The following is a 13,231-nucleotide window of genomic DNA, read 5'->3' as shown; positions in this document are numbered from 1 at the left end:
GCCGTGAATCGGCCCGCCCAACCTTTCTTGCAAGAGGACTGAAGGCCCATGGCCAATGTCGCCGTGATCGGCGCCCAGTGGGGCGACGAGGGCAAGGGCAAGGTGGTGGACTGGCTGGCCAGCCGCGCCGATCTCGTCGTGCGCTTCCAGGGCGGCCACAATGCCGGCCACACGCTGGTGGTGGGGGACCAGACCTACAAGCTGTCCCTGCTGCCCTCCGGCGTGGTGCGCGGCAAGATCGGCATCATCGGCAACGGCGTGGTGCTGGACCCGCAGGCGCTGCTGGACGAGATCGCCAAGGTGACGGCGCAGGGCCTGACGGTGACGCCGGAGAACCTGCGCATCGCCGAGAACGTGCCGCTGATCCTCCCCCTGCACCCGGCGCTGGACAAGGCGCGGGAGGCGGCGCGCGGCGGCGACAAGATCGGCACCACCGGGCGCGGCATCGGCCCGGCCTATGAGGACAAGGTGGGCCGCCGCTCCATCCGGCTCTGCGATCTGGGCGAGCCCGAGACGCTCTCGAAGAAGCTCGACGAGCTGCTGCTGCACCACAATTCGCTGCTGCGCGGCCTGGGCGCGCCGGAGTTCGAGAAGCAGGGCCTGCTGGACCAGCTGCTGGCCTGGGCGCCGAAGCTGCTGCCCTTCGCCGAGGCGGTGTGGGAGCGGCTGGACGCGGCCCGGCACACCGGCCAGCGCGTGCTGTTCGAGGGCGCGCAGGCGGTGATGCTGGATGTCGACCACGGCACCTATCCCTATGTCACCTCCTCCAACACCGTGGCGGGCAATGCCGCGGCGGGCTCGGGAGTCGGGCCGGATGCGGTCGGCATGGTGCTGGGCATCGCCAAGGCCTACACCACGCGCGTCGGCAGCGGGCCTTTCCCGACCGAGCTGCATGACGAGATCGGCAAGGGCCTTGGCGACCGCGGGCATGAATTCGGCACCGTGACCGGCCGACGCCGGCGCTGCGGCTGGTTCGATGCCTGCATGGTGCGCCAGGCGGTGAAGATCGGCGGCGTGCAGGGCCTGGCGCTCACCAAGCTCGACGTGCTGGACGGCCTCGCGGAGCTGAAGATCTGCACCGGCTATCGGATCAATGGCGAGACGGTGCGCCGGCTGCCCTTCGCCATGGCCGCGCAGGCCGCGGCCGAGCCGATCTACGAGACGCTGGAGGGCTGGAGCGGCAGCACCCGCGGCGCGCGCAGCTATGCCGACCTCCCGGCGGCGGCGGTGAAGTATGTCCGGCGGATCGAGGAGCTGGTGGAGGCGCCGGTCGTGCTGCTCTCGACGAGCCCCGACCGCGATGACACCATCACGTTGCGCGACCCCTTCGCGGGGTAGGCCCGGGAGAAGGAGAGGCGACATGCGGATCCTCATCACCCTCATGCTGCTGCTGGCCGGCGCCGCCCAGGCGGAGAAGGCCTGCTTCCTCCGCTATGCGGAGTTCGAGGAGAAGGTCCCGCATATGGATCTCGATCTCTGCCCCGGCAGCAATGCCAGGCCGGAGGAGGTCTTCTGCCGCATCGCCCTCTCGGGTGCCGATGTGCTGATCTACGAGTTCCGACACACCGATGGCGAACCCTGCCTGGCGCGTGTCGATCGCTACGCCTTCAACGATTTCGTGGCGCGCTTCGGGGTGAACTACACCAGGCCCTGAAGCCGTTCCCGCGCCGCAGCGGCCAGCGTTCATTGGCAACGCCGATCCACTGCTGATCCCGGGTTGCAGAGCAGGACTTCGCGCCGGGGCGTTCATGCCCCGGCGCGATGCATTCCTGGCGTGGTTGGGGCGGGCTCATACTGCCCCGTGTGTGTTGCCGCATTGAAAACCAGACGCAGCCTTCCTGGCGGCGCCATTCACGGTTCAGAAGATATTGCCCGTGCGCTGGCGCATCTCGTCGAAGACCAGTTCCTCCGGCCGCCGCGTCATGCGGATGCGTCGGCCATCCGGGTGCTCCTCGACGAAACTGTCGAAATGCGTGAAGTTGCTGCGGCGCAGATCCAGCAGCCTCTCGCGCGAGGCCTGGAGCGCCGCCTTGAACCCGGCAAGGCCGCCGGTGCGCGAGAGATGGGTTGCCAGCCGGCGGAACAGCTTCGGCATGATCACGGCATCCTCGGTGATTGCCGCGATGCTGTCGGCGAGGAACCACTCAGTCGTGGTGTCCTCGGCGAACAGCCCCGTGCCGCCCATCCGGGCCTGCTCCGTCGCCTCGATCATCGCGGCGCGCAAATCCTCGAACAGCCCGGTATAGAAAGTGGGATAGGCAAGCCCGCGCGCGACGGCGTGGTAGTTCCAGCTTCCCTTGAGGCGCGGCACATCGAGATGAACCGCCGCGCCGTCCTGCCCGGCGGGGTCGCCGGCATAAGCGAAGGCCACGGGCCGCCGGTTCTTCTCCACCGCGCGGGTCAGGATGCAGCCCCGGACGCCGTCCTGCGCCGCCACTACCCGGGTCTCATCCGCATTCCACACCACGCCGCCGATGCCGAGGAACTCCAGCAGCGCCGTGCGCGCGGCGATCGCCTGCGCCTTCGGCTGGTGGAGATTCCCGCGGCCGCCCTGGGGCCGGTAATGCGTCTCGAGGGCATCGATGCCCTCGATCCGAAGTTGTACATGCAACTGGGAGTTCAGCTCGGCCGCGGGGCCGATCAGGTCATCGAGCAAGGTTGGATCATCGGGGCCGAAGCGGATGGAGTCGCCATCCGGCGCGTAGCCGACGACGTGGAAGCTCCCCTTGATCAGGGTGAAGGGCATGGCGTCCTCCCCGATGGCAGGCGCAGCTTTTCCCGGCCTGGCCTTGAAGCGCCACTGAATTATGGCTCCGGCTTGATCCCGCCGCGCATGCAGGGGAGCGGGAGAGCCACGGCCCCCATGCCGGCGAGGTTGTAGGCATCTGCCGGGCGCCGCCCCCGGAGGGCACAAGCCTCAGAGCAGATCCAGGTCGCGACCTGCTGCGGTGGTGAGGTTGTCCAGCCCGGCCTGGAGCCCGCTGGCGAGGTTGCCGGCCCAGGCACCTACCAACTCCCGCACCACTCCCTCGGTCAGTTGCGGGTTGCGCCCGTCGCCGTCGTACAGGGCATGCAGGAAGGTGAGTTCCTCGTCGGGCGTCGGCGTCGCCGGCACCACCCGGGACTGTCCCGGGGCGCTCCAGGCATCGGCCACCTCGGCCACATAGAGTTCCGGCGTGTGCCGCTCCGGATCGCGCTGCGCGAGGCCGGCCACCACCCCCTCGCGATCCAGCCGCCCATCCTTGGTCGGCAGCAGCACGATGGCACCACGGTTGTCGTAGTTCGTGGTGAGGTTAGGCAACGAGGCCAACGCCTGCTCCCGCGTCAGGCCCGGCAATTCCGCCGCGATGCGCTCGGCGACGAGGTTGGCCAGCACGGGGTTGCCGCGCAGCAGCTCGCCCACCTCCGCCCGCTGGGCGCCCAGCACGACCGCCGGATCATCGGCGATGACATAGTTGGCGATGCGCTCATCCTCTCCTGGCGGCAGGATCGCGCCCGGGGAGCCGAAGGTGATCGCCGTGCGTCCCGGCTCGCCGGGCTGGTTCGGATGGTCCGCCATGTAGATCTGCGCCATCGCGCCGCCTAGGCTATGGCCGGTGACGATCACCGGCATGCCCCAGTTCTGCGAAGCCTGGTCCAGCGTGGCGACAAGCGTGCCGAAGGAGGCATAGGCCTGGTTGATGCCGTTCAGGTTCTGCTGGCTGTCCACCACATCGTCGCTGCCGCGGAAGGCAACCACGATGCTCGGCAGGCCCTCGACCTCGGCCACCGTGACCAGCGCCGCGCCGTTGCCGCTCTTGAACACGCCGTTGGAGAAGCTTTCGCCGGAGGCGAGCGGCAGGTGGAAGTTTGCGATGTCGAGCGCGGTGAAGCCGGCGGGCAGCGCGGCAGGCATGTCGGAATAGGCGGCGAGCGAAAGCCTCGCCAGGGCGGCGTCGGTGGTTGGCGTCACGCGTCTCTCCTGAAGGGGACGGGCCTGAAGGGGGGCAGGGTGGTCAGTGGCTGCGGATCCGCAGGGGGGAACCCGGCAGACGAGGCGATCCCAGGCCCGCATCGGAGAGGCCAGAACACCCGCGATCCCGGTCAGTTTCCCGGGGCCGCGGATGCAGCCCGGGAAGCGGGAGCACGTTGTGCCGGCGATGGGGTCCCACGCAAGGAGAGGCCGAATGATCCGCATGACGATGGCCGCGCGCCCGCTGCGCGCATCGCAAGGGCGCTGACGCATGTGGGACATGGCCGTCATGGCGCCCCGGATGCGCGCGATCCTGCGCATAATGGCGGCGCTGCTCTTCCTCGAGCACGGGACGCAGAAACTGTTCGGCTTTCCACCCATGGCCGGCGGCGCGGCGGGGCCGGATGCCTTCAGCCTGCACTGGTTCGCGGCGGTGCTGGAACTGGTGCTCGGGCTGCTGCTGGTGCTCGGGCTGTTCACCAGGCCGGCGGCCTTCGTCGCCGCCGGCGAGATGGCCTTCGCCTACTGGATGGCGCATGCGCCGCGAAGCTTCTTCCCCGTCCTGAACGGCGGGGATGCCGCGATCCTGTTCTGCTTCGTCTTCCTCTACTTCGTCGCGGCGGGGCCGGGGGCCTGGGCGGTGGATATCGCCCTGGGGCGGGAGCCGGAACCGGTCCCGGCCTCGCCGCGCGACGAGGCCGTGCTGCGACGATAGGGGACGGGCGCGGCCCGTCCAGGTCGGGGCGGGCGCCTCAGCGCTTCGCCGCGACCAGCCCGTGCTGTTCCCGCACCGCGTGGAATTTCAGCATGGGCCATTCCTCCTCGGCCCGCTTGCGCCGCCAGTCCGAGCCGAAGAAGGCGACCAGCTCGCCGTCATGGTCCTCCCCGGCATCGCGGCGGTTCAGGCTGGCGAAGCGCTCCAGCGCCGTGCGGTCCTCGCCGGTCACCCAGCGCATCATGGACCACATCGTCTCCTGGAACCGTGCGGGAACGCCGTATTCGACCTTCAGCCGGGACTGCAGCACATCGAGCTGCAACTGGCCGACGACGCCGACGACGGGCAGGGAGCCATCGAGCGGGCGGAAAAGCTGCACCACCCCTTCCTCGGCCAGCTGGTCGAGCGCGGTCTTCAGCTTCTTCGCCAGCATCGGGTCCTCGAGCTGGACATGGCGGAGGATCTCCGGGGCGAAGCTCGGGACGCCGCGGAAATTCAGCTCCTCGCCTTCGGTCAGGGTGTCGCCGATGCGCAGCGTGCCATGGTTTGCCACCCCCACCACATCGCCCGGCCAGGCCTCTTCGGCCACCTGCCGGTCCTTGGCGAAGAAGAACAGCGGCGCGTTGACCGGCACCTGCTTGCCCGTCCGGACCTGCTTCAGGCGCATGCCCTTGACCAGCTTGCCGGAGCAGAGCCGGACGAAAGCGACCCGGTCCCGGTGGTTCGGGTCCATGTTCGCCTGCACCTTGAAGACGAAGCCGGTCAGCTTCTCCTCGCCCGGCTGCACCTCGCGCGGGTCGCCGGCGCGGGCGCCGGGCGGCGGGGCGTAGCACGACAGGCCATCCAGCAGGTGGCCGACGCCGAAATCCCGCAGGGCGGAGCCGAAGAAGACCGGGGTGAGGTGGCCCTCGCGGAAGGCCTCCAGGTCGAAGGCGTTCAGGCCCGCCTCGGCCAGCTCGGCCTCCTCGCGCAGCGCCGCGGCGCGCTCGGGGCCGACCAGCGCCTCCAGCTTCGGGTCGTCCAGGCCATTCAGGTCGATCGCCGCGCTGTCATCGGCATCCACCGGCAGGAAGCGCCTTTCCAGCAGATCATAGGTCCCGGCGAATTCGCTGGCGCGGCCCACCGGCCAGGCAACCGGGGCGGCATCCAGGGCCAGGGTCTTCTCGATCTCGTCGATCAGCTCGAAGGGGTCGCGCGCCTCCCGGTCCATCTTGTTGACGAAGGTGATGATCGGGATGTCGCGCAGGCGGCAGACCTCGAAGAGCTTTCTCGTCTGGCTCTCGATGCCTTTCGCCGCGTCGAGAACCATCACGGCCGCATCGACGGCGGTGAGGGTACGGTAGGTATCCTCCGAGAAATCCTCGTGGCCCGGCGTGTCCAGCAGGTTGAAGACCAGCCCCCCGCGCTCGAAGGTCATCACGGATGTCGCGACCGAGATGCCGCGATCCTGCTCGATCTTCATCCAGTCCGAACGCGTGCGGCGGGCATTGCCCTTGGCGCGGACGGCGCCGGCCAGCTGGATGGCGCCGCCCTTCAGCAGCAGCTTCTCGGTCAGCGTGGTCTTGCCGGCATCCGGATGGGCGATAATGGCGAAGGTCCGTCGGCGGGAGGCTTCGGCGGCGACCTTATCCCGCGCGCCTTCCGGCGCGACCCTGTCCATCGCGCCGGAGGCGGCACGGTCGGTGATGTCGGCGGCGAGATCCATGAATCCTCTTGGGTGTCCCTGGGGGGCGGCGGGCGGCAATCTCTGGGCAGGCCCCGCATGTAGGCTCTCCCGTCCGCCGGCGCCAGCGCGGCGGCTGCAACCCGGTCAGAACCCGGGCGGGGAGCCATCGCAGCCGGAGCGGGTCGCCGCCAGGCCCGGGGCGGGCCGCCTGCGGCTACGACCCGACCGGAGCGGTGGCGGGCAGCGGGGCCGGCTCGGGCCCAGCACCGGCCGGCGTGGCGCCCGCCGGCACCGCGCCCGTCGGGGGTGGCGCCGCGTCGGCCAGCACGATCACGCGCTCCGCCGAGGCACGCCAGGTGGCCAGCCGCGGCATGTGCTGAACCGGCCAGCGCAGCGCCTCCGACACGGTCTGGAAGGCCTGCGCCGCCTGCATCAGCCAGCCCAGCGTCGCCACCCCGGCCAGATAGGCGGGCGTCGCCACCAGGAAGGGCAGGCCGAGCCCGGTCCGGGTGACGGCGCAGACGAAGAATTCCAGCCGGGCGAAGGCGCGGCTCTGCCGCTCGAAGGCCGAGGCGAGGTCGCCGAAGAGGCGGGCCAGCAGCCCCTCCTCCTCCCGCCCCGCCCGCCCGCCGTCACGGGTGCGGACCAGGGCGGCACGGTAATCGGCCTCCTTCGCCTGGCGGTGGTCCGTGCTGCGGGTCAGCGGCCGTCCGGCCAGCACCGCGATGGCCATGCCGAGCAGGGCATAGAGCACGGCCAGCCAGAGCAGGTAGCCGGGCAGGGCGAAGGAGACGCCGCCGAGCACGATCGGCGGGTGGTCCGACAGCGCCCAGAGCACACCGACGAAGAGGCCGAGCGTCATCAGGGCATGGGTGAAGGACGCGGCGAGTTCCACCGCCTCCTCCGTCGCCACCCGGGCATCCTCGGCAATGCGGCCATCGAGGTTGTCGGCCGCGTTGCCGCCCCCGGACGCTACCCAGCCGGCGGTGAGGCGATAGCCGAGCCAGGCGCGCCAGCCGAGGGCGAGGCGCCGGCGGCAGAGGAGCTGGCCGGCGCTCGCCACGCAGAAGCCGGCGACGATGAGGAGGAGGACGCCGCATTCGGCCAGCACGGCCTGGGCGTCGCGGCGCTCCAGCGCATCGAACAGGTGGCGGTTCCAGGTGTTGAACCGCAGCATCAGCGCCACTTCGGTGGCGGCCAGCAGCAGCAGGACGGTGACGAGGCCGAAAGCCTGGCGCCGGCTTTCCGGCCGGTACCAGAAGCCGCCGGCAATCGCCCAGAAGCGGGAGGCGGTGGCCCGCCAGGTCGCGTGTGGAGTCTTCGGTGCCATCATCGCGCGCGTCCCAGCTGCTTCGGCCGTCTCTCCGTCTGCGTCTCGGTAGCTTGAAGGTTCCCGGCCGGCCAATCACGGCGAAGGCAGGCGGCAGGCCTGGTGCGGCTGTTCCGGCTGCGGGGGCGACAGGACGCGGCGATGGCAGGATGCCGGGCGCGCAACCGGCATGCCGTTCCGGCAGTGGCCGCCCGGGCCTGAGCGCCAGCGGCCAGGGTGGATGCCGGCCGGGTGGGCCGTGATCCGCGTGGTGTCCCCGCTGGAACGTGGGGCCGCGCGGATGCCCGGCATGGCGGGGCCGGCCCGGCCCGAATCCGCCCCGCGGCGTGCCGAGGGCTAGCCCGCGGCCACCCCTGGCAGTTCGGCGAGCAGCGCCTGAAGATCGAAATGGCGGTTGGTCATCCGGAGCCGGCCCTCGGCGTCGCGCGGCCATTCGCTGCGCGGCCGGTCGCGATAGAGCTCGATGCCGTTGCCGTCGGGGTCGCGGAGATAGATGGCCTCCGAGACGCCATGGTCGGAGGCGCCCTCCAGCGGCACGCCGGCCTGCAGCACGCGAAGCAGCGCGGCGGCGAGCGAGGGCCTGTCCGGGTAGAGCAGGGCGACATGGTAGAGGCCGGTGGTGCCGCGGGGCGGTGGCGGACCGCCGGCGCTTTCCCAGGTATTCAGCGCGATATGGTGGTGGTAGCCGCCGGCCGAGAGGAAGGCCGCCTGGTCGCCCATGCGCTGCTGCACCTCCATGCCGATGACGTCCCGCCAGAAGGCCAGGGCGCGGTCGAGATCGGCGACCTTCAGATGGACATGGCCGATGCGGACCTGCGGATGGATGGCGGCGGCCGGGCCGGGCTGGGGGAGGGTGTCGGGCATGGAGGGCTCCTCGTCTCACCGGGATGAATGCCTCCGGGCGGGGCGGAGCGCCAATCGCGGGTGGCAATGAGCGGCATGGGGCGCGGGAATGACGGCAGCATCCCATCCCGGACCCGGCCTGCGGAGTTCGGCGACATGCCGCCAGGCCCGCCGCGCGGAGTGCCCAGGCCAGCCGTCAGGAACCGGCGGGCCGTGCGGGAGCGGCCGCCGCGCCACCGCCTGGCTCCCGATCCCTGAAGGATGACCAGGGCCAGGGTGACGCGCCAAGCAGAAGGCCCGGGCTGCGAGCCTGCCGGGCCTTCGGCCGGCCCGATCAGACCGCGAGCCGACGCAGCCTCAGACCGCGAGCCGCCGCTCGACGATCTGCGTCTTCATGCTCTTCTGCAGCTTCTCGAAGGCGCGCACCTCGATCTGGCGCACGCGCTCGCGGCTGATGTTGTACTGCTGCGAGAGCTCCTCCAGCGTCGTCGGCTCGTCCTTCAGGCGCCGCTCGATCAGGATGTGCCGCTCCCGCTCGTTCAGCGTCTTCAACGCCTCGCCGAGCAGCATGCGGCGATTGGTGAGGTCCTCCCGCTCGGAAAGCTCGCTTTCCTGCGTCTCCTGCTCATCCACCAGCCAGTCCTGCCACTCGCCCTCGCTGTCCGCGCGCACCGGCGCGTTCAGCGAATGATCGGGGGAGGCCAGGCGGCGGTTCATGGAGACCACGTCCTGCTCCGGCACCTGCAGGACGCGGGCGATCTTTTCCACCTGCTCCGGCTTCAGGTCGCCGTCCTCGAGCGCGGCCATCTGGCCCTTCAAGCGCCTGAGATTGAAAAAGAGCTTTTTCTGGGCGGCCGTCGTCCCCATCTTCACCAGCGACCAGCTGTGGAGGATGTATTCCTGGATGGCGGCACGGATCCACCACATGGCATAGGTGGCGAGGCGGAACCCGCGGTCCGGATCGAACCGCTTCACCGCCTGCATCATGCCGACATTGCCCTCTGAGATGAGCTCGCCGACCGGCAGGCCATAGCCGCGGTAGCCCATCGCGATCTTGGCCACGAGCCGGAGATGGCTGGTGACGAGCTTGTGCGCGGCACGTTCGTCGCCGTTGTCACGCCAGCGCCGGGCGAGGTTCAGTTCTTCCTCCGGCGAGAGCATGGGGAATTTGCGGATCTCCTGCAGGTAGCGGGAGAGATTGCCCTCCGGGGCGATTGGAATGACCGAGCTGGAAGCCATTGGGGACATCTGCCTCCTGCGCGCGGAGGGTCACCCCGTGACGGCGGTGCCCGGTCCGCGACCGATCCTGGCAGTTCGAACGTCATGCAGGCCCACCGGACGTCGCCTGCCCCGGTCACGACGGGGCGAGTAAGGACGGCGGGTCCGGCATTTTCGGCACCCGATGCGCTGCCACTGGCGGTTTGTACCGCCAACGGTGCCGCTTGTCCAGAAAAACCAAGTATCCCGCTTGGTTACTAAGTGTTACCAGACAGCAATGTGATAAGCGAAACGAAATCCGGGGGTGGCGGGACCGAAAAGCTCAATTCCCGACCCGTGACGGGGTGCCGGAAGCCCAGGGACGCGGCGTGCAGGGCCTGACGAGGAAAGGCCAGAAGCGCCTGCCGGACCGGCTCCGCCAAGCTGCGGGCGGCGGCTGGTACCCGCCGAAGATACACCGGGTCCCCGATTAAAGGATGGTTAATCTCGGCTAGGTGGACCCTGATCTGATGGGTCCGGCCGGTCGCCAGCCGGCAGCGCAGCAGGGCGCAGGCGGTGCCCCAGGCGCGCTCCGTCGCATAGCGGGTGAGCGCCGGCTTGCCGCCCTTCTGCACCACCGCCATGCGCTTCCGGTCGGTCGGGTGGCGGCCGATCGCCGCCTCGATCTCTCCGGCCGTCGGGGTCGGGACGCCCCAGACCAGGGCGAGGTATTCACGGTCCAGGTCGCGGGTGGCGAAGGCGTCCGACAGGGCGCGGTGGGCGCGCTCGGTCTTCGCCACCACCATCACTCCTGAGGTGTCCTTGTCCAGCCGGTGGACGATACCCGGCCGCTTCTCCCCGCCGATGCCCGGCAGGTCCTCCCCCGCATGGGCGAGCAGGGCATTGACCAGCGTACCGTCCTGGTTGCCGGGCGCGGGGTGGACCACCAGCCCGGCTGGCTTGTCCAGCACAATCAGGTCGGCATCCTCGAACAGGATGGCCAGCGGGATGTCCTGCGGGACGGGCAAGGCGGGGGCGGCGGCCGGGATCGCCAGCGAATAGACGCTGCCAGGGCGCACGGCCTCGGCAGCGTCGCGCAGGGGCTTGCCGTCCCGGCTGGCGCCGCCGGCCGCGATCAGCGCCTTGACGCGGGAGCGCGAGAGCGAACCTATCGCCTCCGCGAGGAATCGGTCGGCCCGCAGGCCGGCCTGCTCGGGCGCCGCCGTCAGGGTGATGGTCTCGCCGGTCGTGGAGTCAGGGGAGGGTTCGGTGCGCGCGCTCAAGGTTCTCGTCGTCGTCATGGGGGTGCTGATCGTCGGCGGCACCGTGGCCCTTGCGGTGCTGCTCGTCCAGCGCATGGGTGGTCCGGCCGCTGGCGCGAGGTGGGAAGCCGCGCTGGAGCAGCCGGAGGGGACGCGGATTGCCGGCATCGCCGCGACCGAGCAGGGCATCGGGGTGTGGGTGACGCGGCCGGATGGCGACCGGGTCCTGGTGGTGGACCCGCGGCGCGGCCGGGTGGTCGGCGAGATCCGGCCAGGGCGTTAGGGCGGCGCATGGCGCACCGCAAGCCGCACCTGCCGGAGAAGGCCTGCGCGGCCTGCGGCCGGCGCTTTGCCTGGCGGAAGAAATGGGCCCGCGACTGGGGGACCGTGCGCTACTGCTCGGAGGCCTGCCGGGACGGGCGCTACGGGGCGGCCCGGCCCGCGGCCGGAAAAGCTGCGAAGAATGCTTGACCCCCCGCCGCCGCGCCCCTAGAAGCCCGCCCACGTCGCCTCCACGTCCCATTCGTCTAGAGGCCTAGGACACCGCCCTCTCACGGCGGCAACAGGGGTTCGAATCCCCTATGGGACGCCAGCGACGGCACGTAAGCGTTGAACTGATGTCGCGGCAGGCTGCCGGCCCGTTCCGGCAAGCCCGTCAGGTCAGTTCCCAGGTCCCATTCGTCTAGAGGCCTAGGACACCGCCCTCTCACGGCGGCAACAGGGGTTCGAATCCCCTATGGGACGCCACCCCCCCCGGCGGCTTGGCCTTCGCTGCGGGAATACTCCCGCCATCATCCCCGAGCCTCTCCCGGGTCGCAGGCCCGCGGCCGAGCGTGAGCGCCTTCGACAAGGCCGCGCGGCCGCTATCCACCGCCCGGGGGCCGCACCGTCGGCACCGCGTGCTCGTGCGACAGGTCCGGCTCGCCGGACCGCGCCAGGATGGCGGCCCGCACCCGGTCGCGCAGGCGCAGCGCCGCCGCGAAATCCTGGCCTTCAGGCAGTATCGGCCGCCCGATATGGACGGCAATGGTCGCGCGCCGCGGGAACCACTGGCCGCCGCGCAGCGCCGCGCGGGTGCCCCGGATCGTCACCGGCACCACCGGTAGGCCGGCCTCGGCGGCGACGCGGAAGGCCCCCAGGTGGAAGCGGAGCAGCCCCGGCATCCGGGTGAGGGTGCCTTCCGGGAACCACACGAGGTGCTGCCCCTCGCGCAGCACGGGCAGCGCCGCCTCGGCATCGGCGATGCCGCTGGCCGCATCCTGGCGCCGCAGGAAGACAGTGCCGAGGCGGCGCAGGAAGGGGCCGGCGATGCGCTGCCCCGCCAGTTCCTGCTTGGCCGCGAAGACCAGGGGGCCGGGCAGGAGCGCCGACAGCACGGCGACGTCGAGATAGCTGCCATGGTTGCCGGCAAGGATCGCGGCTCCCGCCGGCAGCGGCGCCTCCGCTTCCATCGCCAGCGGAGTGCCGGTCAGCCGGAAAAAGGTACGCATGGCACGGCGCACCACCGCCTGCCGCCAGCGCCGCCGCGGCAGCGCCATCACCAGCAGCCAGACCGGCACCGCCATGCCGACCAGCAGCGTCCACCACCACCCCGCATAGAGCAGCGTGCCGGCACGGGAGGCCCCGCGCCGCAGCCGCGGACCGATTCCGGCCGCCGAGAGCCGGGCCAACTGCCACCAGACCCGCCGCCGCGGCCGGCCGAGCTCGCCGCTTTCATGCAGGCTGCGCGTCGCGGCCCGGCGGAGCTTGCCGCTGGAGGTCTTCGGGATCGCATGCGGCGGCGCAAGGATCACCTCCTCCGGTGGCATGTCCGGCAGGATGGCGCGGGAGGCCTCGGCGATCCGTTGGCGCAGCGCCTCCTGGCCCGCCGGGTCGCGCAGCCGGGTCTCCGCCACCACCACCAGGCGCTCGGTGCCGCTGCCGGGGTCGGGGCTGGCGATCACGGCGACGCAGCCCCGGCGCACCCCCTCCAGGGTGCCGATCAGCTCCTCCAGCTCCTGCGGGTAGATGTTCCGGCCGGCCCGGATGATCATGTCCTTGATCCGGCCGGTGATATGGATGTCGCCGCCGGCGATGTAGGCACGGTCGCCGCTCTCCAGCCAGGAGCCGTCGAACAGGGCCCGCGTCTTTTCCGGCGCGCGGAAATATCCGGTCTTATGTAGCAGCCGCACCTCACGGGAGCGTGCGGTGAAAGGCCGCACGCAACGACGCGCGCGGCATATCCTAACTGCGCTCGTTGTATGGGGCTGCGTAGACCTCATCGGCG

At 70.8% G+C, this 13,231-nt stretch carries 13 protein-coding genes and 2 tRNA genes; 7 read left to right on the top strand and 8 right to left on the bottom strand.

From position 1 onward, the window contains the following. The first annotated feature begins 48 nt into the window (after positions 1-48). Entirely contained in the window at positions 49-1,338 is a 1,290-nt protein-coding gene (locus LHA35_RS19285) for an adenylosuccinate synthase (RefSeq protein ID WP_226611131.1), read from the top strand. Between the two features lie 22 nt (positions 1,339-1,360). After that, positions 1,361-1,654, top strand: coding sequence for a hypothetical protein (locus LHA35_RS19280; protein ID WP_226611127.1), 294 nt, complete (start codon positions 1,361-1,363; stop codon positions 1,652-1,654). A gap of 204 nt (positions 1,655-1,858) precedes the next feature. Here the strand turns inward: LHA35_RS19280 and LHA35_RS19275 are convergent, their stop codons facing one another. Together LHA35_RS19275 and LHA35_RS19270 are read right to left on the bottom strand one after the other, a co-directional pair. Then, positions 1,859-2,746 carry a hypothetical protein gene (locus tag LHA35_RS19275; RefSeq protein ID WP_226611125.1) on the bottom strand — a complete coding sequence of 296 codons (888 nt, stop codon included), beginning with the start codon at positions 2,744-2,746 and terminating at the stop codon, positions 1,859-1,861. A 171-nt stretch (positions 2,747-2,917) separates the two neighbouring features. Further along, positions 2,918-3,952: a lipase family protein gene (locus tag LHA35_RS19270; RefSeq protein ID WP_226611123.1), complete on the bottom strand. Its 1,035-nt coding sequence runs from the start codon at positions 3,950-3,952 to the stop codon at positions 2,918-2,920. 289 nt (positions 3,953-4,241) lie between these two features. Here LHA35_RS19270 and LHA35_RS19265 point away from each other — a divergent pair, with 289 nt between their 5' ends. Beyond that, positions 4,242-4,667 (top strand): DoxX family protein, encoded by a 426-nt coding sequence (locus tag LHA35_RS19265; RefSeq protein ID WP_226611121.1) that lies wholly within the window; start codon positions 4,242-4,244, stop codon positions 4,665-4,667. 37 nt (positions 4,668-4,704) lie between these two features. Here LHA35_RS19265 and LHA35_RS19260 read toward each other — a convergent pair whose 3' ends face one another. The 5 genes from LHA35_RS19260 to LHA35_RS19240 form a co-directional block, all read right to left on the bottom strand. Next, a complete protein-coding gene (locus LHA35_RS19260) occupies positions 4,705-6,327 on the bottom strand; it encodes a peptide chain release factor 3 (protein WP_226611234.1) in 1,623 nt (540 codons plus the stop codon). 220 nt (positions 6,328-6,547) lie between these two features. Beyond that, on the bottom strand, positions 6,548-7,666 hold the full coding sequence (locus LHA35_RS19255; protein WP_226611119.1) for an SbmA/BacA-like family transporter: 1,119 nt from the start codon (positions 7,664-7,666) through the stop codon (positions 6,548-6,550). Between the two features lie 333 nt (positions 7,667-7,999). Continuing rightward, complete coding sequence (locus LHA35_RS19250; protein WP_226611117.1) at positions 8,000-8,527, bottom strand: VOC family protein; 528 nt, start codon at positions 8,525-8,527, stop codon at positions 8,000-8,002. A 336-nt stretch (positions 8,528-8,863) separates the two neighbouring features. After that, on the bottom strand, positions 8,864-9,745 hold the full coding sequence (rpoH, locus tag LHA35_RS19245; RefSeq protein ID WP_226611114.1) for an RNA polymerase sigma factor RpoH: 882 nt from the start codon (positions 9,743-9,745) through the stop codon (positions 8,864-8,866). A 236-nt stretch (positions 9,746-9,981) separates the two neighbouring features. Beyond that, positions 9,982-10,986: an RluA family pseudouridine synthase gene (locus tag LHA35_RS19240; RefSeq protein WP_226611112.1), complete on the bottom strand. Its 1,005-nt coding sequence runs from the start codon at positions 10,984-10,986 to the stop codon at positions 9,982-9,984. On the opposite strand from LHA35_RS19240, the gene LHA35_RS19235 reads away from it, so the two are divergent. The 4 genes from LHA35_RS19235 (at position 10,973) to LHA35_RS19220 (ending at position 11,712) form a co-directional block, all read left to right on the top strand. Next, positions 10,973-11,248, top strand: a complete 276-nt coding sequence (locus tag LHA35_RS19235) for a DUF6476 family protein (protein ID WP_338050924.1) — start codon at positions 10,973-10,975, stop codon at positions 11,246-11,248. The genes LHA35_RS19240 and LHA35_RS19235 overlap by 14 nt on opposite strands. An 8-nt stretch (positions 11,249-11,256) precedes the next feature. Continuing rightward, positions 11,257-11,436 (top strand): DUF2256 domain-containing protein, encoded by a 180-nt coding sequence (locus LHA35_RS19230; protein WP_226611108.1) that lies wholly within the window; start codon positions 11,257-11,259, stop codon positions 11,434-11,436. A 45-nt stretch (positions 11,437-11,481) separates the two neighbouring features. Beyond that, positions 11,482-11,557, top strand: a tRNA-Glu gene (locus LHA35_RS19225). A gap of 79 nt (positions 11,558-11,636) precedes the next feature. Next, positions 11,637-11,712, top strand: a tRNA-Glu gene (locus tag LHA35_RS19220). Between the two features lie 116 nt (positions 11,713-11,828). On the opposite strand, the gene LHA35_RS19215 is transcribed toward LHA35_RS19220, so the two are convergent. Beyond that, positions 11,829-13,136, bottom strand: coding sequence for a 1-acyl-sn-glycerol-3-phosphate acyltransferase (locus LHA35_RS19215; RefSeq protein WP_226611106.1), 1,308 nt, complete (start codon positions 13,134-13,136; stop codon positions 11,829-11,831). Between the last annotated feature and the right edge of the window lie 95 nt (positions 13,137-13,231).

The sequence above is a fragment of the Roseicella aerolata genome (assembly GCF_020523605.1).
Taxonomy (GTDB): domain Bacteria; phylum Pseudomonadota; class Alphaproteobacteria; order Acetobacterales; family Acetobacteraceae; genus Paracraurococcus; species Paracraurococcus aerolatus.
Note: the sequence above shows the minus strand (reverse complement) of the source record. Positions and strands in the feature narration are given on the sequence as shown.